The organism is Candidatus Pelagibacter sp. HIMB1485 (genome assembly GCF_052048055.1).
Lineage (GTDB): Bacteria > Pseudomonadota > Alphaproteobacteria > Pelagibacterales > Pelagibacteraceae > Pelagibacter.
The window spans coordinates 123,166-141,965 of the sequence record NZ_JBNAIN010000001.1 but is presented as its reverse complement, the minus strand read 5'-3'; the positions used below and the strand labels follow the sequence as shown (position 1 = coordinate 141,965).

The following is an 18,800-nucleotide window of genomic DNA, read 5'->3' as shown; positions in this document are numbered from 1 at the left end:
TAAACGGGCCCTCTTTTTATATATCATTTAAAGCTTTTTAGTATGGTAGAGAAAAAAAATTTATCAATTTTAATTAGAATATTTAGCTATTCTATCCTAGCTTTAACTTTTGTTTTTTTATTTAATAACATTTTAACAGTTTGGTTTGAGTGGCCGGGAGTTAAAAAACTTTTCTCACATTACGAACTATTTGGTTTTAAAAAATTAAATAAACCTTTAGAGGGTTTGGCAATAAATTTATCTTATCTTCAATTAATATTTTATTTAATCTCTTTCATTGCTGTTATATTTTTTGTTTTTAAATCATTAAAACAATCATTACAAAAAGACTCTGAAATTTTGACAAAAATTACAGCTTACATTGTTAGATCTTCTTTTTGGGCAGTATTGATTGTTGGTATGGCTGATTTTTTAATTTCATTCATGGTTGTTGAAAAATTAGTAGAACCAATTTTTGGTGAACAGGTCAAAATTAATTTAGTGAAACCTGCTTTTAGAATTACATATATACATTTTCCATTAATTTTGATTTCATTTGTAATTGGTTATATCACAAGATCTGTAGGATTTATTTGGTTAGCAGTTTTGGTAGTTGGAAGTGAATTTTTAATAGTGTTATCCAGATTTATTTTTCAATACGAACAAGCTTTTCAAGGTGACTTAGTTCGTTTTTGGTATGCAGCTCTTTATTTGTTTGCAAGTGCGTATGCGCTTATACATGAGGGTCATGTAAGAGTTGATGTTCTTTACACTGGTTTTAGTGAACGTAAAAAAGCATGGACTAATGCAATCGGATCTCTAATTTTAGGTATTCCTTTATGTTTAATAGTTATTTTTTTAGGCATGGGGGGTAAAGCTAGCATTATTAATGGACCAGTAATTTCATTTGAGATTACTCAACAAGGTTCGAACGGATTGTATTTACTTTATCTAATGGCGGTTTATTTGGCTGTATTTGCTGTAAGTATGTTAACTCAATTTACTAGCTACTTTATGAGTAGCAGCCATAAACTTTTAAAGAATTAAATAATGGAACATTTATTTTTAGCTTTACTTGTAATTATAATGATTGGGGCTTTAGCTTCTGGTTTCCCGGTAGCTTTTGCTTTACCTGGATCAGCAATAATTTCAATTGGGCTTGCAGCTTTTTTTGGTTATTTGTTTGCAGGAGATAGTAGCGCTTATTTCGCTGTAGATGGACCCAAAGAATGGTTAACCGCTGGTATTACTAATTTTAGGAGTAACTATTGGGATGTAGAAACTGATACCTTGATTGCGATTCCTTTATTCATCTTCATGGGGATCATGTTACAAAAATCTAAAATTGCTGAAGATCTTTTAGTTACCATGGGGCAGTTATTTGGACCGATTCCTGGAGGTTTAGGCATATCAGTAATTTTTGTTGGAGCATTACTTGCGGCAACAACAGGTATTGTTGGAGCAACAGTAATTGCAATGGGATTAATATCATTACCTACAATGCTTAATAACAAGTATGACAAGAGCTTAGCAAGTGGAATTGTTTGTTCTTCAGGAACACTTGGTCAAATTATACCGCCTTCAATTGTATTAATTATTATTGCTGACCAATTAGCTAGTGCAGCAGATGTTGCAAATACTATGCGTCAAACTGATTACAAAATTTTAACTGGTGAATTTAATATGCCTGGAGAATTTAGAGTGGGCTCTACTTCTGCAGGAGATATGTTTCTTGGTGCACTACTACCTGGCTTAGTATTAGTTGGTTTGTATATGCTATATGTATTTGTATATGCCAGATTAAATCCTAAGGCAGCTCCTCCTGTTCCATTTAGAGGAAATTTTGATTCAAAATTTTGGATTAAGGTTTTAATGGTAATCATACCACCGCTTGCTTTAATTTTTGCAGTTCTTGGATCTATACTTTTAGGTATTGCTACTGTTAATCAAGCTGGATCTATTGGAGCGATAGGTGCAACTATGATGGCTGGCTATCGTTTACATAAAGGAAAAAAAGATGCTTATTATCCAATTATAATTGCAATTATATCTGTTATTCCAATTTATATTTTATCTAAAAATTATAATTTAAATATCAAGGCTGTAGAAACCAGAGATCTTGGAGCAATCTTTATTGCAGGGTTCTTTACTATTACATTTGTAATTGGAATTATTTGGAGTTTCTGGAGAGCATACAAAATAGATAATGTTTTAAGAGAAGTTGTTACTGAAACATGCGTAACTACTTCAATGGTATTTATAATTTTATTAGGTGCAGCAATGTTAACTTCTGGATTTAGAGCTTTTGGAGGCGAGGAGTTAGTAAGAGATTTTCTTCAAGATTTACCAGGAGGATTTTGGACACAGTTTATTGTTGTAATGGCAGTGATCTTTTTATTGGGTTTCTTTCTTGATTTTATTGAAATAGCAGTAGTTGTAGTTCCTATTATTGCTCCAATATTGTTGGCTGAACCAGGAGCTAATGTGAGCGCAATATGGCTTGGTGTAATGATTGGGGTTAATTTACAAACTTCATTCCTAACCCCACCATTTGGTTTTGCATTATTCTACTTAAAAGGGGTGGCTTCAAAACTTGTTTCTACTTTAAATATCTGGAAGGGAGTTGTTCCATTTATTGTTTTACAATTAATAGGTCTTGGAATTGTTGGTTTCTATCCATCATTAGTGAATTACTTGCCAGCAAGAACATATTTAACATCGAATGTTGCTCCACCACCAATGAATCCAAAGCTTCAATATTGCTTACAAGAGTACAAATTTGCAATTTACAATAATGAAGAGCAAAAAATTACAAACGCAATAAAGGATATGCAAAAATTAACTCCTTCAAATCTTCCAACAGATAAATTAGATATTTTTGAAGAGCATTTCGATAATGCATTAGGAACTTTTGCTATAGTCAAAAAACTCCAGAAAACCGAGGAGGAATACGAAATATTTATAAAAGATTATAGAGATTTACATTTCGATGTAAGAAAGATTCAGAAAAAAATTAGAAAAATAGATGAGAAAATTAAAAAAACAAAATCTGAAATAAGAAATTTAGATGATGATAATTTAGCAGATAAAAATAAATTAGAATTAAAAATTGAAAATTACGAATTAGAAATTACAGAACTTGAAAATAAAATTCCAGAAAACTGGACAACAAGAAATGCAGAATTTGAAATATTGCATAAAGCAAAAAATACAAGAACCAAAAGATATAGAAAAAATGTTGATGAAGCTTATGAAACTTTAGATCAAATAATGATGTTTATAAATGATAATGAAAAGCTAAAAGAACTTTCACCAGAAATAAAAGAATTAAAATATAATATTGATAATAAAAATTATGAAAACGCTATATCAATAATTGATGGTCTTTTTGAAAAACTAGGAGAAATTTCTGGAACTGAAGAATTTGCAAATAAATTAGATGACTTAATATCAGTTATTGATAATGATGAAATAGATCAGCAGAAGCTAATTGAAGCAAGTTCAGAAACATTTAATCTTTTTAATTTAGAAGTTTCGTGGAGAGATGATGCCAATAAGAATTTGTTACCTAAATTAATTAAATATAATGATGTTATCAAACATAATATTGGCTTAAGACTTCAAAGCAGATTAACCAAAGAACAGGCTAAATTTGTTGCAAGGTGTAACTCAGTTCATAGAGACATATCTTTAAACTTTTAATTAATGGAAAAATATATCTTACCAAAAAAACAGGCTATTATTGTTTTTTTTGTATTTGCATATGGTTATTTTTTATCATGTCTGTTACGTGCGATTACTGCAACACTTTCTCCAGTATTAACCTCAGAATTTAACTTATTATCAGCAGATTTAGGTTTGTTAGCTGGAGGTTATTTTTTAGGTTTTGCATGTATGCAAATACCACTTGGATATTTACTTGATAAATATGGTCCAAAAAAAATTGTATCTTCTTTTTTATTAATTGCGTTAGTTGGAACAGGATCATTTGCTTTAGCTGAGAGTTTTTCAGGATTATTAATTTCTCGAATTCTAATTGGTATAGGAGTGAGTGCTTGTTTGATGGCTCCATTAACTGGTTACAGAATATGGTACGCCGAAAACCAACAGCAAAGAGCTAACTCGTGGATGCTAATGATAGCTTCATTAGGTTTCTTGTCATCTACGTTACCTGTGCAACTTTTATTACCTAGTTTTGGATGGCGTTGGATATTTGGTGGTATTACTATCTTAATTTTAATCAGTATTATTTTGATGTTAGTTTTTATTCCAAAATGGAATTTAATTAAAAGGGGTCAGTTAGAAGAGCCAACTAATAAGGGAACATTATCTGAAGTTTGGAAAAATAGATTTTTTATAAGTGTAATCCCAATGGGATTGTTTAACTATGGAGGGTTAATGGCTATACAAACTTTATGGGCAGGCCCTTGGATGACTAGAGTCGCTGGCTATACACCTCTCCAGAGCGCTACAGGATTATTTTGGATTAATGTAACAATGTTGGTCTCCTTTTTTGTATGGGGTTACTTTTTGCCAAAAATTTCAAGTATTGGTTTTAGTGCAACAAAAATTCTCAGATTAGGTTTGCCAATTAGTTTTTGTATTATGTTGACAATAATAATCTTAGGTTCAAAAGCTGGTGCTTTTTATCTTACTTTGTTTATTCTTAGTTCAATTTTTTTATCTGTCACACAGCCAGCTGTTGGTTTAGCTTTTTCAGGTTATTCTGCTGGTAAAGCACTGACTTCTTTTAATTTACTAATTTTTGCTGGAACATTTATCATGCAGTGGTTGATGGGCTTTGTTATAGATATTACAAAAAGTTTTGGTTATTCTGAAATAACTGCATTCAAATCTGCATTTTCAGTTTTTTTAGTATTAAGTTTAGTTTCTTATTTATTTTTTTTATTAATGAATAAAAAATAAATTTAAAAAAATGAGTAATACTAAAAATTTGTATTGGGGATATTTACTTCTTTTTATCCAACCAATATTTATGGCGTCAAATTTAATTGTTGCTAGAGGTGGCGTTGAGTTTGTACCTCCAATCTCTTTAGCATTTTGGAGATGGATTTTTGTATTTTTATTATTATTACCATTCACTTATTTCTCACTATGGAAAAATTTTAAAATTATAAAAAAAGAATATAAAAAACTTTTATTTTTAGGTGCAATGGGATGTGGAGTTTGTGGGGCTTTTCCTTTTTTAGCAGGTAAAACGACTACAGTTACAAATATGGGAATTATTTATACTTCATCTCCTATTTTTATAATTATAATTTCTGCAATATTTTTTAAAGAGAAAATTAATTTATTAAAAATTATTGGTTTGATTTCATGTTTAGTTGGAGTTTTGGCAATTATTATTAAAGGAGATTTAAATTCACTTTTAAATTTAACTTTTACAATTGGAGATTTATGGATGTTAGCAGCCGCAATTGGCTGGGCACTATATTCAATTTATTTATTTTATTGGAAATCTGAATTATCGATTTTTAATAGATTTTCAATGATATCTTTTTTTGGAGCATTAAGTTTATTTCCATTTTATTTGGCAGAAGAAATTTATTTTGAACAAACAATATTTAATTTTGATTTTTTATTGTGGACTATATTTGCAGCAGTTTCTCCAGGAATTATAGCATTTACTTTATATACTAAAGCTCAAGAAAGTTTAGGAGCTTCACTTACTGGATTTACCTTATATGTATTTACTATCTATGCAGCAATTTACGGATTTATATTGTTTGATGAAAATTTAGAAACATTTCATTATATTGGCACTGTACTTGTTTTTGTTGGAGTTTACTTAGCAAAGAAAAATTATGATACCAAAACCTAGGAAGTTAATTTTGCAAATTATAATTTGGATCTTAGTTATATATTTTATTTTACTGGCTTATCTTTTTATATTTCAAAGAAATCTAATGTATCATCCCCAGGAAAATAATTATTCAGGAGATAAAATAGAAGTAGAAATAGAAAAAGTTCAAATTAAAACAACAGATAACATTAACCTTTTAGGATGGTTTCATAAAAAAGATTTGAAAAAATTTAAGACTGTTGTTTATTTTCATGGAAATGCAGGAAGCCTAGAAAATAGAATTCATAAATTAAATCATTTTAAAAATATGAATGTAAATTTTTTAATTATCGCTTGGCGTGGATTTAGTGGAAATTTAGGAAAACCATCTGAAAATGCTTTATATGAGGATGGAAAAAGTGCAATTAACTGGCTTAAAAATAAAGGTTTGAGTGACAGTGATTTAATCATTTATGGAGAGTCACTTGGCACAGGAATTGCAACTGAGGTTTCTCAAAATAAAAAATATGCTGGTTTAATTTTAGAAACACCTTTCACTTCAATGATTGCTGCAGCTAAGAATTTTTATCCATACATTCCTGTCTCTCTAATATTGAAAGATAAATATAAAAATGATGAAAAAATAAAAAATATTAATATTCCAGTTTTAGTTATGCATGGCGAAAAAGATCAAATTGTTCCTTTTTCAATGGGCAAGAAGATGTTTGATTTAGCAAATGATCCAAAGTCCTCTTATTTTACCAAACATGACGATCATATGATGGAATTTGATAATAATATGGTTTTCCAACTAAGTTCATTTATAAAAAGTTTAAATTAAGCCACAATCAAAACAATTTTATTCCAAAAATTCTAATTAATTTCTAATCATGAAGAAATTATTCATTTATATTTTTTTGACTTTTCTTATTTCAGGAACTTCTTTTTCTAAAGAAAATTTGTCTTCAATTGAAAATTTATTTTTTATTGATCAAATGAACTCACATGATGAAAATTTTGCTTTGTATTTTAAACCAAGAGAAAAAGCTATATTAGCAAAAGGGGAAGTAAGTAATTACATCAATGATTACCCTAAAGATCTCTATATATATGATTATAAAACAGAAGTATCATCACCATTGATTTCTTATGAATGGTTTCCAAGAAAAGCAAAAAATTTTTTAAAGGAATATAATTTTCCAGTTTTTCCAGATGATTTTGCTTATTATCTATTAAAGGATAACAAAACATTGGTAATGATTAGTGCTGTTAAAAGTTTAAAAGTAAATTTCAAATACGATATTGTTGAAAAGAAATTAGATTTATATCCAACTAATGGAAAGTTTGATTTCATTATTTCCTCTATTGCAAAGGACTGCGGACACTACAAATTTAAGGATAATTATAGATGTAGTTTCTATAAACCTTTAATATCTAGTAATTTAATTAAGTAATTTGTGTAAACGCATCAGCAAATTTTTCAGCTTCAAAAATTTGCAGATCATCTTCCTTTTCACCTAAACCAAGTGCAATAATTGGTATTTTATACTTTTTGGCTACAGCCAGAAGTATTCCTCCCTTAGCTGTTCCATCTAATTTTGTCATTACTAAGCCTGTAATTGGGATAATTTTATTAAATTCTTCAACTTGATTTAAAACGTTTTGACCTGAAGTTGCATCTAAAATTAAAATCACATCATGAGGTGCACTTTCATCTATTTTTTTTGTAACGTTTGCTATTTTTTTATATTCTTCCATTAGGTTTTTTTTATTTTGCAGTCTTCCAGCAGTATCAATTAAAACTTGATTAAAATTGTTTGATATAGAAGTTTCTATTGCTTTATAGGCTACAGATGCAGGATCAGATCCTTGTGAAGATTTTGTAATTTCAACATTAATTTTTTTTGCCCAATTTTCTAATTGCTCTATAGCAGCAGCTCTAAATGTATCTGAAGCTGCCAACATAACTTTATTACCATTTTCTTTTAATATTTTACTAATTTTTCCAATAGTTGTTGTTTTACCAACGCCGTTAACTCCAGAAACTAAAATGGCATTAAGTTTTTCTTTATTTTTAAAAAATTCATTATTTTCTAGAGGTTTCATAACTGAGATAATGTAGTCTTTAAGAATATTATTTATCTCAGCAGTTAAATCTTTGTTTGGATCTATTTTTGTTTTTGATATTATTTCTTTAATTTCTGAGGCAGAAGCTACCCCAACATCTGATTGAATTAAATAATCTTCAATTCTGTCTAAAGTTTTGTCATCAATTTCTTTTTTGACAACTATATCTCTTAGGCCCGATGTAAAAGCTGAAGCACTTTTTTTAAATCCTGATTTAAATTTTTCGAAAATTCCCATTAAATTTCTATATCGATTTCTTTTATATCAGAAACAGGACCTTTCATGTGGATACTATTGTTTTCATCTATAAATATCGTCAATCTTCCAGTAGAAAATTCGATGTTAACTTTATCGCTAGCAAGTCCTGCCTGTTTAGCAGCAAAGGCAGTAGCACAAGCTGCAGTTCCACATGCTTTTGTCAAACCAGCTCCTCTTTCCCAAACTTTTACCTTTATTAACTCTTTGTTTACTATTGTGGCTATTGTGACATTACATTTTTCTGGAAAAAGTTTGTGGTTTTCTATTTCTGGGCCAATTTTTTCTATTTTGAATTGTTCGTTGTCTTCCACAAAAAAAATTATATGAGGATTTCCAACATTGACGGCTGTTCCTCCAAAAAATTCATTATTATTTGAATCAACAATTTTAATATTTAAGTTTTTAGTTTCTAATTCTTGAGATAATGGAATTTCATTCCATTTAGTTCTGCCCAAACCAATTTCAGTAGATACTAATTTTTCTCCTAAAATATGAGATTTTAAATGGCCAGATAAAGTTGTTAATATAATTGTGTCTTTATTTTTTTCTTTTCCTAATAGCTCAGCCACACACCTTGTACCATTTCCACATGCACCAGAAACCCCACCATCAGAGTTAAAAAATTCTATTGAAGCATCGTAATTTTGGTCTTTATTAATTAATATAAGTTGGTCACATCCTATAAAGTTTCTGTCACAAATTTTAATTATTTGGTCTTTCGTAAGATTTGTAACTTTTTCTCTATTATCAATAATTACAAAATCATTGCCTAAACCGTCCATTTTAAATGCTTTAATATTCATAATTAGATATTTAACTTATTTATTGACTTTTTGAACCTCTATTATAGGTTGATGCCGTTTCCGCAAAAACATTAACTTTGCGGTGTCTTTGGAAACAAAGAGATCGACACTAGTCAGCGAGAGTTCGCCCACTAGTGCGTTACTGCTATGCGTAACAAAAAAATATATGTTTGAAAATTTAACAAATAAATTTGAAGAAATTTTTTCTTCTTTAAAAAAAGCACCCTCTCTGAATGAAGCTCAGGTAGATGAGGGTTTGAGAAGTATTAGGCAAGCATTGCTTGAGGCAGATGTTTCTTTAGATGTTGCAAAAGAATTTGTCGAAAACGTAAAACCTAAAGCTTTAGGACAAGAAATCATAAGATCAACTTCTCCTGGAGACATGGTTGTAAAAATTGTCTACGATGAGCTAGTAAACTTACTAGGTTCTAGCAATGCAGATATAAATTTAAATGCTGTACCACCAGTTCCTATGATGATGGTTGGTTTGCAGGGTTCGGGTAAGACAACTTCTACTGCAAAATTAGCTAAATATTTAGAAGATAACAAAAAGAAAAAAGTGATGATGGTCAGTTTGGATATTTATAGGCCAGCAGCACAAGAACAGCTTAGATCTTTAGGTGAACAGAATAATATTTTGACACTTCCAATTATTGAAGGTCAACAACCAACTGATATTTGCCAAAGAGCCATGAGTGCAGCAAATCTAAATGGAGCAGATATAATTTTGTTTGATACAGCTGGGAGAACTCAAATTGATTTACAAATGATGAGCGAGATCAAACAAATTGAGAGCATTATTAATCCAGCAGAAACTTTTCTTGTAGCGGACTCTCTTACAGGTCAAGTTGCTGCTTCAGTTGCAAAAGAGTTCAAAAACACAGTTAACTTATCTGGAATAATCTTAACTAGAGCTGACGGTGATGCAAGAGGTGGAGCTGCTGTGAGTATGAAATATGTATCAAATGTTCCGATAAAATTTTTGGGTATAGGTGAAAAAATAGAAAATTTTGAGGTATTTCATCCAGATAGAATAGCAAATAGAATTTTAGGAATGGGAGACATTGTTTCTCTTGTAGAAAAAGCTGCACAAGACTTAGGTGAAGAGAACATTAAAAAAGCTGAAGAAAATTTAAAAAAGGGTCAATTCTCTATGGAAGATTACCTTTCTCAATTAAGACAAATGAAAAAAATGGGAGGCATTGAGGGGATCATGTCTTTTATGCCAGGAGTATCTAAAATTAAATCTCAAATGGATTCAGCAGGGATTGACGAAAGTATTATAACAAAAAACGAAGCTATCATTTTATCAATGACAAAAAAAGAGAGAGAGAATCCAAAAGTAATTGATGGTTCAAGAAAAAAAAGAATTGCTAATGGCTCTGGTACAGATCCAGCCACTATCAATAAATTGCTTAAGCAATTTAAAATGATGTCTGAAATGATGAAAAAGATGTCAAAAGGAAATCTGAAAGGTATGTCTGATCAAGGGATACCACCAGAGCTATTTAATAAACTAAAATAATAAAATAAGGAGAACAAATGTTAAAACTTAGATTATCAAGGGGAGGCTCTAAAAAGAGACCAGTTTACAAAGTTGTTGTAGCTGACAGTCGTTTCCCAAGAGATGGAAGATTTATAGAAAAAGTTGGTTTTTTTAACCCACTACTTCCTAAAGATAAAAAAGAAAGAGTAGGTCTTGAAGCTGAAAGAATTAAATATTGGCTAGGTCAAGGCGCTAAACCAACAACAAGAGTTGCAAGAATTTTAGGTGAAAATGATTTAATCCCTATGCCAGCAGCTGGAAATAACCCAAATAAAGCTGTTCCTAAAAAAGAAAGAAATAAAAAAGAGGAAGATGGTGCAGAAGCCCCTAAAGCTCCAGCAGCAGAAGCTCCAAAGGAAGAAGCTCCTAAAGCAGAAGCTCCAAAGGAAGAAGCTCCTAAAGCAGAAGCTCCAAAGGAAGAAGCTCCTAAAGCAGAAGCAGCTCCAGCAGCAGAAGCTCCAGCTGAGGAAAAAAAATAAACTGAGGACAGTATATGTGGCAAGCTCAAGTGTTTACACTTTATCCAGATATTTTTCCTGGTCCTTTGTCTAAAGGTCTATATGGAAAAGCAATGTCTAAAAATATTTGGAATTTAAAAGTAGTAAACATTAGAGATGCTGCTGAGGATAAACACAAAACTGTAGATGATACTCCTTATGGAGGTGGTTCAGGCATGTTGATGAAAGCTGATGTATTAGCAAAATCATTAGATCAAAATAAAAATGAGGGAGAAAAAATATTATATTTATCTCCAAGAGGAAAAAAATTTGATCAAAATTATGCCAAAGAACTATCAAAGGAAAAATCGGTTTCGATAATTTGTGGACACTTCGAAGGAGTTGATGAAAGAGTGTTAAGCACGAGAAATATAGAAGAAGTTAGTATTGGAGACTTTATTTTATCAGGAGGAGAGTCAGCAGCATTTGTGGTGATTGATAGTATTTTGAGACTTTTACCCGGTGTTCTGGGAAATGAGAATTCTACAGTAAACGAAAGTTTTGAAAATGGATTATTAGAGTATCCTCAGTTCACAAAACCTCAAATTTGGGAGGAAAAAGCGGTTCCAGAAGTACTTTTGTCAGGAGATCACAGTAAAATTAAACACTGGCGTTTATCTCAATCTGAGGCTATAACACGCGTCCGAAGACCAGATTTATGGGAAAAATATAAGAAGAATTAATTTGATAAATATAACTATGAAAACAATTGAAGAGATAAATCAACATAACGTTAAAAAAATACTTTCAGAAAAAAAGATCCCTGAGTTCTACCCTGGAGATGTAGTTAAAGTAGGTGTTAGAATTACAGAGGGAAAAAAAGAGAGAATTCAATATTTTGAAGGCGTTTGTATCGCAAAAAAAAGCAGAGATTTAAACTCGTCTTTCACAGTTAGAAAAATTTCTTTTGGTGAAGGTGTTGAAAGAACATTTCCACTTTATGGAACTCTAATTGATTCAATTAAAGTTATTAGATCAGGAAAAGTAAGAAGAGCAAAATTATACTATCTAAGAGATAGAACAGGTAAATCAGCAAGGATTGCAGAAAAAATCAGAAAAAAAATTGGTATTGATGTTGATGCAAAACCTGAAACAGTTACTGAAGAAAATGTAGCACCACCAACAGAAGCTCCAAAGGAAGAATCTCCTAAAGCAGAAGCAGCCCCAGCAGCAGAAGCTCCAAAGGAAGAAGCGCCTAAAACAGAGGAAGCTACAACTGAACAATCAACAGAAAGTACTTCAGAAAAAAAATAATTTTTTTTTCAATGTCTACTACCCTTTACGATAAAATTTGGAACGATCATCTTGTTGATCAACAAGAAGATGGAACAGCTTTATTGTTTGTCGATAGACACTTAATTCATGAAGTTACTAGTCCACAAGCTTTTGAAGGTTTAAGAAATTCAAATAGAAAAGTTCGTCATCCTAATTTAACTTTAGCTGTTGCTGACCACAATGTTCCAACGACAGACAGAACTAAAGGGATATCAGACCAGGAATCGAAAATACAAGTTGATACATTAGAATCAAATTGTAAGGAATTTGGTGTGCAGCTTTTTGGTATGGATGATAAACGACAAGGAATTGTACATATTATTGGACCAGAACAAGGCTTTACTCAACCAGGAACAGTTATTGTATGTGGAGATAGTCACACCGCAACTCATGGAGCTTTTGGATCATTAGCTTTTGGTATTGGAACATCTGAAGTTGAACATGTTTTAGCAACGCAAACACTTGTTCAAAAGAAAGCAAAAAATTTTAGAATTAATGTTAATGGAACACTTCCATTAGGAGTAACATCCAAAGATGTAATACTTCAAATCATTGGAAAGATTGGTACTGCAGGAGGAACAGGTTGTGTAGTTGAATATGCTGGAGATTTAATAAGATCTTTGAGTGTTGAACAGAGAATGACCATTTGCAATATGACTATTGAGGGTGGTGCAAGAGCTGGATTAATTGCTCCAGATGAAAAAATATTTGAATATTTAAAAGGTAAACCAATGTCTCCAAAAGGAGAAAATTGGGAAAAGGCACTTGAATACTGGAATAGTTTAAAAACAGATGCTGATGCAAGTTTTGATAAAGAAATAAATCTTAATGCAAATGATATTTTACCAATGATTACTTGGGGGACTTCACCTCAAGATGTAATTACAATCGATGGAAAAGTACCAAATCCTCAAAATGAAAAAGATGAGGATAAAAAGAACTCAATTGAAAGAGCATTAAAATATATGGGACTAACACCTGATATGGCAGCAACTGATATCAAAATAGATAAAGTTTTTATTGGAAGCTGTACAAATGGAAGAATTGAAGATTTAAGAGAAGCTGCCAAAATTTTAAAGGACAAAAAAATATCATCTCATGTAAATGCCATTGTAGTTCCAGGGTCAGGATTGGTTAAAGAACAAGCTGAGCAAGAAGGTTTAGATAAAATATTTGTAAATTCAGGATTTGAATGGAGAGAGCCAGGCTGTTCTATGTGTTTAGCAATGAATGCAGATAAATTAAAACCAGAGGAAAGATGTGCATCTACTTCAAACAGAAACTTTGAAGGAAGACAGGGAAGAGGTGGCAGAACGCATCTAGTAAGCCCTGGTATGGCAGCTGCAGCTGCAATCTCTGGTAATTTAGATGATGTAAGAAAGTATCAAAATTAAATGCAAAAATTTAATACATTAAAAAGTATTCCAGCTTATTTACCAATCGTAAATATCGATACAGATATGATTATTCCTAAGCAATTTTTAAAAACAATAAAAAGAACTGGACTTGGAAAAAATTTGTTTTTTGAAATGAGATATGACGATAATGGAAAAGAAATTAATGATTTTGTATTAAACCAGGAACCATTTAATAACTCAAAAATTTTAATTGCAGGAAACAATTTTGGATGTGGTTCATCAAGAGAGCATGCTCCATGGGCATTGTTAGATTTTGGAATTACTTGTGTGATTAGTTCAAGTTATGCTGATATTTTTTATAGTAATTGTTTTAAAAATGGAATTTTACCAATAATTCTTGAAGAAGAAAAAATAAAAGAACTCTCTGAATATGCAAATAGAAAAGAAGAAATTTCTGTAGACTTAAATGATCAAAAAATTATTTATGGAAACAATGAAATTAAATTTGAAATAGATCCATTTAAGAAAAAATGTTTGTTAGAAGGATTAGATGACATTGCTCTTTCTTTAAAAAAATCTGATAAAATTCAAAATTTTGAAAATCAGTTAAAAGATAAAAAACCTTGGGTTTTTAATGATTAAAGTAAAAAAAAGAAAAATTCTATTATTACCAGGTGATGGTATTGGACCTGAGGTAATTGGAGAAGTTAGAAAAATAATTAATTGGTTCAATGATAAAAAATCTTTAGACTTTGAAATAGATGAAGATCTTGCAGGTGGATGTTCTTACGATAAACACGGTACACCTATAACAGATGAAGTTTTTTATAAAGCTTTAGAGAGCGAAGTTGTTATGCTCGGTGCAGTTGGAGGACCTAAGTGGGATAATATTGAGTTTTCAAAAAAACCGGAGAGAGCCTTATTAAAATTAAGAAAAGAATTAAAATTATTTGCAAATTTGAGACCTGCCATATGTTTTGAACAATTAGTTGGTGCATCAACACTTAAACCAGAAGTAGTTTCGGGTTTAGATATAATGATTGTAAGAGAATTAACAGGAGGAATTTATTTTGGTGAACCAAGAGGTATTAAACCAATAGAAAATGGTGAAAGAAAAGGAATAAATACTCACACTTATACTACTAGTGAAATTACTAGAGTTGCAAGAGTTGCCTTTGATCTTGCCAGAAAAAGATCAAACAAAGTTACATCTTGTGAAAAATCTAATGTAATGGAAGCTGGACAACTATGGAAAGAAGAAGTTCAGGAACTTCATGAAAAAGAATACAAAGATGTTGAATTAAGTCATATGCTTGCAGATAACTGTGCAATGCAATTACTTAGAAATCCAAAACAGTTTGATGTAATTGTTACTGATAATTTATTTGGTGATATGCTTTCAGATCAAGCTTCAATGTTAACAGGATCTCTAGGGTTATTACCTTCAGCATCCTTAGGTGCAAAAAATAAAGATGGTGAAATGAGAGCAATGTATGAACCTATACATGGTTCAGCTCCTGATATTGCAGGAAAAGGGCTAGCAAATCCAATCGCAACAGTATTAAGTTTTGCAATGGCTTTAAGATATTCTTTAGATCTTGATAATGAAGCTGATGCTTTAGAAAATGCAGTACAAACCGTATTAAATGACGGTCTAAGAACGAAAGATATCCTTTCTGAGAGTATGAAAGAAGTATCTACTTCGCAAATGGGCGATGCGATAATTTCAAAATTGCAATAAATCCTTAAGTATTCTAAGCTTTTTAAATGCCAAGTTATTCTGCACCTGTAAAAGATATGATGTTTCTCTATGAAAAATTAAGAGATAACAAAAATTATAATGATCTTGAAAGATATAATGAAGTCAGCTCAGATTTGGTTAAAGATATTTTAGAAGAAGCAGCTAAAATCAATCAAAATTTAATTTTACCACTTGCTAAAGCAGGTGATGAAAATCCGGCAGTTTTAGAAAATGGTGTAGTTAGAACACCACCAGGATACAAAGAAGCTTATCAGAAATATATTGAGGATGGATGGACTTCATTGTCATGCGATCCAAAATATGGTGGTCAAGGAATGCCAAAAACAGTGAGTGCTTTTTTTGACGAAATGCTGTCTTCAGCGAGTTTATCTTTTAAACTTTATAGTGAATTAAGTATTGGAGCATACAATTGTATTAATCATCACGCTACTGATGAAATAAAAAATAAATATTTACCTAAAATTGTAGAAGGTAAATGGAGTGGTACGATGTGCTTAACAGAACCTGTTTGTGGTACTGATTTAGGTTTACTTAAAACAAAAGCAGTTAGTCAATCTGATGGAACTTATAAAATAACTGGCCAAAAAATTTTCATCACATCAGGCGATCATGACTTAACAGAAAATATTGTTCATTTAGTCTTAGCAAGATCTACCGACTCTCCTCCTGGAACAAAAGGAATAAGTTTATTTTTAGTACCCAAGTTTTTAGTAAATCAAGATGGATCGGTTGGACAAAGAAATGGTATTTCAACGGGATCTATTGAAACAAAAATGGGAATTAAAGGTTCGGCAACATGTGTCTTAAACTTTGATGATGCAACAGGATATATGATTGGTCCTAAGGACAAAGGGTTAAATGCTATGTTTACCATGATGAATCTTGAGAGAATTGTAGTTGGCATTCAGGGACTGGGTATTTCAGAAATTGCTTACCAAAATTCACTTGCTTATGCAAAAGAGAGAAAACAAGGAAAAACTAATAATTCTAAATCCACAAATGGAGCAGATTTTATTATTGACCATGCAGACATAAGAAGAACTTTATTAAACATGAAATCAATAATTGAGGGAGAAAGAGCCTTATGCTTTTGGTTGTCTCAACAAACTGAAGTTAGTCTTCATCATCCAGATGAAAAAATTAAACAGGAAGCTTCTGATTATGTTTCTTTGATGACACCTGTAGTTAAATCTTTATTTACCGATTTAGCCATGGAGATTACGAGTGATGCTATGCAGATTCATGGAGGGTACGGTTACACTAAAGACCAAGGTATTGAACAGTTATATAGAGATAATAGAATAACACCGATATATGAAGGAACCAATTCAGTTCAAGCCGCTGATTTAGTATTTAGAAAATTAATAAACAGAAATGGTGATGTAATTTCTAAATATTTAGAAATGATAAAATCTGAATGTAAAAACAAACATGAAAAGGTAAAATCTTTTACAAAAGATCTTACATATTATCTTGATATTTTGTCAAAGTTCACTGGTTGGATTGTAGATAAAAGTAAAATCGAAAAAGATGATGTTTCTGCAGCTGCAAATGATTATTTAAAAACACTTGGTTATGTTTCAATTGCTTTTTCATGGATAAAAATCTTAGAAATTAGTTTTAAAGATTATGAAGAAAATAAAGAGTTTTATTCAGACAAAATTAATACAGCTACATTCTACTTTGAAAAAGTGTTACCAAGAGCAGAATATCATTATAAATCTGCAGTTTCAGGTAGCTCAAACATAATGAAATTTAAATTTAATTAATAATGAATCATTACGATATTAATCTGGATAGAAATAATGCAAATTATGTTCCATTAACACCACTAACATTTTTACAAAGAGCCAAAGATGTTTATCCTGATTATGAGGCTATAGTTTATGAGGATAGAAGCTATACTTGGAATGAAGTTTATAAAAGAGCAGTAAAATTTGCCAGTGCACTTTCTAAAATTGGTATTCAAAAAGGAGATACAGTATCTTTTTTAGCTTTTAATACTCCTGAAATTTTTGAGGCACACTACTCAGTTCCAATGACAGGAGCTGTTTTAAACACAATTAATATAAGATTAGATGCTAATACAATTAATTATATTTTAAATCACAGTGATGCAAAGGTATTGGTTGTAGATAGACAATTACATGTAGAAGTAAAAAAAGCTTTAAAAAATTTAAATAAAAAAATCACGGTTATAGATATTAACGACAAACATGCTGATCAATCGAAATTGGAAAAAATTGGAGATTTAGAATACGAAAGTTTTTTAAATACTGGAGATGAGAATTTTGATTGGAAAATGCCTGATGATGAATGGCAGGCAATATCTTTAAGTTATACTTCAGGTACAACTGGCAATCCCAAAGGTGTTGTTTACCATCATAGAGGTGCGTACTTAATGTCCACGGGAAGTACTGTTGCCTGGAATATGCCTAATCGTTTAAACTTTTTAACTGTTGTACCTATGTTTCATTGTAATGGCTGGTGCTATCCATGGACAGTTCCAATGTTAAATGGAAGAACAATTTGCTTAAGAAATATTGATGTTAAGAAAATTTTTGAGCTTATTGATAAATATGACATTACTCATTTTGGAGGAGCACCAATAGTTTTAAATATGATAACTGGAGCTCCCGAAAGTGATAAAAAAAAATTAAAGCATAAAGTTTACGTCTTAACTGCTGGAGCACCTCCGCCAAGTATTATTTTTAAAAAAATGAAATCTCTTGGATTTGAAGTTATGCATGTTTATGGTCTTACAGAAACATATGGTCATGTTACACAATGTGCGTGGAATGATGGATGGAATGATTTAGATGAAGATAAACAAAATGAGATTAAAGCAAGACAAGGAGTAAGGTATCCCAATACAGAAGGAGTAACAGTTTTAGATCCAGAAACGATGAAAGAAGTTCCTAAAGATGGAAAAACTATCGGTGAGATCATGATTAGAGGAAACGTAGTAATGAAAGGTTACTTTAAAGACAAAGAAGCTACCGATAAAGCAATGAAAGATGGATGGTTTCATAGTGGTGACTTGGCAGTTATGTTTCCTGATGGATATGTAAAAATCCAAGATAGATCGAAGGATATTATTATCTCAGGGGGAGAAAATATTTCATCAATAGAAATTGAAAATACCTTATCTAAACATCCTTCAGTTTCAATAGCAGCGGTAGTTGCTAAACCAGATGAAAAATGGGGAGAAGTACCTTGTGCTTTCATCGAGATGGTTCAAGATAAGCCTGTTACTGAAAAAGAATTAATTGATTTTTGTAAAGAAACTTTGGCTGGATTTAAAGTTCCCAAAAAGGTTGTTTTTTGTGAACTACCTAAGACATCAACTGGAAAAATACAGAAGTTTGAACTGAGAAAAAAAGTTTAGGAAT

17 protein-coding genes are annotated in these 18,800 nt (G+C 31.0%); 15 read left to right on the top strand and 2 right to left on the bottom strand.

The features are described from left to right. The first annotated feature begins 42 nt into the window (after nucleotides 1–42). The 6 genes from ACTTA4_RS00730 (at nucleotide 43) to ACTTA4_RS00705 (ending at nucleotide 7,236) form a co-directional block, all read left to right on the top strand. Nucleotides 43–1,026 (top strand): TRAP transporter small permease subunit, encoded by a 984-nt coding sequence (locus ACTTA4_RS00730; RefSeq protein ID WP_440633100.1) that lies wholly within the window; start codon nucleotides 43–45, stop codon nucleotides 1,024–1,026. A gap of 3 nt (nucleotides 1,027–1,029) precedes the next feature. Beyond that, nucleotides 1,030–3,681, top strand: a complete 2,652-nt coding sequence (locus ACTTA4_RS00725) for a TRAP transporter large permease subunit (protein WP_440633099.1) — start codon at nucleotides 1,030–1,032, stop codon at nucleotides 3,679–3,681. 3 nt (nucleotides 3,682–3,684) lie between these two features. Then, the gene (locus tag ACTTA4_RS00720) at nucleotides 3,685–4,905 is read left to right on the top strand and encodes an MFS transporter (protein ID WP_440633098.1); all 1,221 of its coding nucleotides are present in this window, start codon (nucleotides 3,685–3,687) and stop codon (nucleotides 4,903–4,905) included. A gap of 10 nt (nucleotides 4,906–4,915) precedes the next feature. After that, a complete protein-coding gene (locus tag ACTTA4_RS00715) occupies nucleotides 4,916–5,821 on the top strand; it encodes a DMT family transporter (RefSeq protein ID WP_440633097.1) in 906 nt (301 codons plus the stop codon). Nucleotides 5,822–5,906: 85 nt separating this feature from the next. Next, nucleotides 5,907–6,623: an alpha/beta hydrolase gene (locus ACTTA4_RS00710; RefSeq protein WP_440633096.1), complete on the top strand. Its 717-nt coding sequence runs from the start codon at nucleotides 5,907–5,909 to the stop codon at nucleotides 6,621–6,623. A 49-nt stretch (nucleotides 6,624–6,672) separates the two neighbouring features. Next, nucleotides 6,673–7,236: a hypothetical protein gene (locus ACTTA4_RS00705; protein WP_440613676.1), complete on the top strand. Its 564-nt coding sequence runs from the start codon at nucleotides 6,673–6,675 to the stop codon at nucleotides 7,234–7,236. On the opposite strand, the gene ftsY is transcribed toward ACTTA4_RS00705, so the two are convergent. Both ftsY and dapF read right to left on the bottom strand, forming a co-directional pair. Continuing rightward, nucleotides 7,229–8,146 (bottom strand): signal recognition particle-docking protein FtsY, encoded by a 918-nt coding sequence (ftsY, locus tag ACTTA4_RS00700; protein WP_440633095.1) that lies wholly within the window; start codon nucleotides 8,144–8,146, stop codon nucleotides 7,229–7,231. The two genes, ACTTA4_RS00705 and ftsY, sit on opposite strands and share 8 nt — an antisense overlap. Continuing rightward, the gene (dapF, locus tag ACTTA4_RS00695; RefSeq protein WP_440633094.1) at nucleotides 8,146–8,970 is read right to left on the bottom strand and encodes a diaminopimelate epimerase; all 825 of its coding nucleotides are present in this window, start codon (nucleotides 8,968–8,970) and stop codon (nucleotides 8,146–8,148) included. The genes ftsY and dapF overlap by 1 nt, the downstream gene beginning before the upstream one ends. 166 nt (nucleotides 8,971–9,136) lie before the next feature. Here dapF and ffh point away from each other — a divergent pair, with 166 nt between their 5' ends. The 9 genes from ffh to ACTTA4_RS00650 are packed head-to-tail and all read left to right on the top strand — an operon-like array spanning nucleotide 9,137 to nucleotide 18,796. Then, nucleotides 9,137–10,495: a signal recognition particle protein gene (gene ffh, locus ACTTA4_RS00690; protein WP_262589911.1), complete on the top strand. Its 1,359-nt coding sequence runs from the start codon at nucleotides 9,137–9,139 to the stop codon at nucleotides 10,493–10,495. 17 nt (nucleotides 10,496–10,512) lie between these two features. Then, on the top strand, nucleotides 10,513–10,995 hold the full coding sequence (gene rpsP / locus ACTTA4_RS00685; protein WP_440633093.1) for a 30S ribosomal protein S16: 483 nt from the start codon (nucleotides 10,513–10,515) through the stop codon (nucleotides 10,993–10,995). A gap of 14 nt (nucleotides 10,996–11,009) precedes the next feature. Beyond that, nucleotides 11,010–11,696 carry a tRNA (guanosine(37)-N1)-methyltransferase TrmD gene (trmD, locus tag ACTTA4_RS00680; protein WP_075506095.1) on the top strand — a complete coding sequence of 229 codons (687 nt, stop codon included), beginning with the start codon at nucleotides 11,010–11,012 and terminating at the stop codon, nucleotides 11,694–11,696. A gap of 16 nt (nucleotides 11,697–11,712) precedes the next feature. After that, on the top strand, nucleotides 11,713–12,267 hold the full coding sequence (gene rplS, locus ACTTA4_RS00675) for a 50S ribosomal protein L19 (protein WP_440633092.1): 555 nt from the start codon (nucleotides 11,713–11,715) through the stop codon (nucleotides 12,265–12,267). Between the two features lie 11 nt (nucleotides 12,268–12,278). Continuing rightward, nucleotides 12,279–13,682: a 3-isopropylmalate dehydratase large subunit gene (gene leuC, locus ACTTA4_RS00670; protein ID WP_440633091.1), complete on the top strand. Its 1,404-nt coding sequence runs from the start codon at nucleotides 12,279–12,281 to the stop codon at nucleotides 13,680–13,682. Continuing rightward, the gene (gene leuD, locus ACTTA4_RS00665; RefSeq protein ID WP_262589907.1) at nucleotides 13,683–14,288 is read left to right on the top strand and encodes a 3-isopropylmalate dehydratase small subunit; all 606 of its coding nucleotides are present in this window, start codon (nucleotides 13,683–13,685) and stop codon (nucleotides 14,286–14,288) included. Beyond that, nucleotides 14,281–15,387, top strand: coding sequence for a 3-isopropylmalate dehydrogenase (gene leuB, locus ACTTA4_RS00660; protein ID WP_440633090.1), 1,107 nt, complete (start codon nucleotides 14,281–14,283; stop codon nucleotides 15,385–15,387). The genes leuD and leuB overlap by 8 nt, the downstream gene beginning before the upstream one ends. Before the next feature lie 26 nt (nucleotides 15,388–15,413). Further along, nucleotides 15,414–17,177 (top strand): acyl-CoA dehydrogenase family protein, encoded by a 1,764-nt coding sequence (locus tag ACTTA4_RS00655; RefSeq protein ID WP_440633089.1) that lies wholly within the window; start codon nucleotides 15,414–15,416, stop codon nucleotides 17,175–17,177. A 2-nt stretch (nucleotides 17,178–17,179) separates the two neighbouring features. Next, nucleotides 17,180–18,796 carry an acyl-CoA synthetase gene (locus ACTTA4_RS00650; RefSeq protein WP_440633088.1) on the top strand — a complete coding sequence of 539 codons (1,617 nt, stop codon included), beginning with the start codon at nucleotides 17,180–17,182 and terminating at the stop codon, nucleotides 18,794–18,796. Nucleotides 18,797–18,800 lie beyond the last annotated feature (4 nt).

Bases quoted from the DNA above. Each gene is read 5' to 3' on its own strand.
- ACTTA4_RS00730 (WP_440633100.1), top strand. From the start codon at position 43: ATGGTAGAGAAAAAAAATTTATCAATTTTAATTAGAATATTTAGCTAT.
- leuD (WP_262589907.1), top strand. From the start codon at position 13,683: ATGCAAAAATTTAATACATTAAAAAGTATTCCAGCTTATTTACCAATC.
- ffh (WP_262589911.1), top strand. From the start codon at position 9,137: ATGTTTGAAAATTTAACAAATAAATTTGAAGAAATTTTTTCTTCTTTA.
- rpsP (WP_440633093.1), top strand. From the start codon at position 10,513: ATGTTAAAACTTAGATTATCAAGGGGAGGCTCTAAAAAGAGACCAGTT.
- rplS (WP_440633092.1), top strand. From the start codon at position 11,713: ATGAAAACAATTGAAGAGATAAATCAACATAACGTTAAAAAAATACTT.
- ftsY (WP_440633095.1), bottom strand. From the start codon at position 8,146: ATGGGAATTTTCGAAAAATTTAAATCAGGATTTAAAAAAAGTGCTTCA.
- leuC (WP_440633091.1), top strand. From the start codon at position 12,279: ATGTCTACTACCCTTTACGATAAAATTTGGAACGATCATCTTGTTGAT.
- ACTTA4_RS00705 (WP_440613676.1), top strand. From the start codon at position 6,673: ATGAAGAAATTATTCATTTATATTTTTTTGACTTTTCTTATTTCAGGA.
- ACTTA4_RS00725 (WP_440633099.1), top strand. From the start codon at position 1,030: ATGGAACATTTATTTTTAGCTTTACTTGTAATTATAATGATTGGGGCT.
- leuB (WP_440633090.1), top strand. From the start codon at position 14,281: ATGATTAAAGTAAAAAAAAGAAAAATTCTATTATTACCAGGTGATGGT.
- dapF (WP_440633094.1), bottom strand. From the start codon at position 8,970: ATGAATATTAAAGCATTTAAAATGGACGGTTTAGGCAATGATTTTGTA.
- ACTTA4_RS00710 (WP_440633096.1), top strand. From the start codon at position 5,907: ATGTATCATCCCCAGGAAAATAATTATTCAGGAGATAAAATAGAAGTA.
- ACTTA4_RS00650 (WP_440633088.1), top strand. From the start codon at position 17,180: ATGAATCATTACGATATTAATCTGGATAGAAATAATGCAAATTATGTT.
- trmD (WP_075506095.1), top strand. From the start codon at position 11,010: ATGTGGCAAGCTCAAGTGTTTACACTTTATCCAGATATTTTTCCTGGT.
- ACTTA4_RS00720 (WP_440633098.1), top strand. From the start codon at position 3,685: ATGGAAAAATATATCTTACCAAAAAAACAGGCTATTATTGTTTTTTTT.
- ACTTA4_RS00655 (WP_440633089.1), top strand. From the start codon at position 15,414: ATGCCAAGTTATTCTGCACCTGTAAAAGATATGATGTTTCTCTATGAA.
- ACTTA4_RS00715 (WP_440633097.1), top strand. From the start codon at position 4,916: ATGAGTAATACTAAAAATTTGTATTGGGGATATTTACTTCTTTTTATC.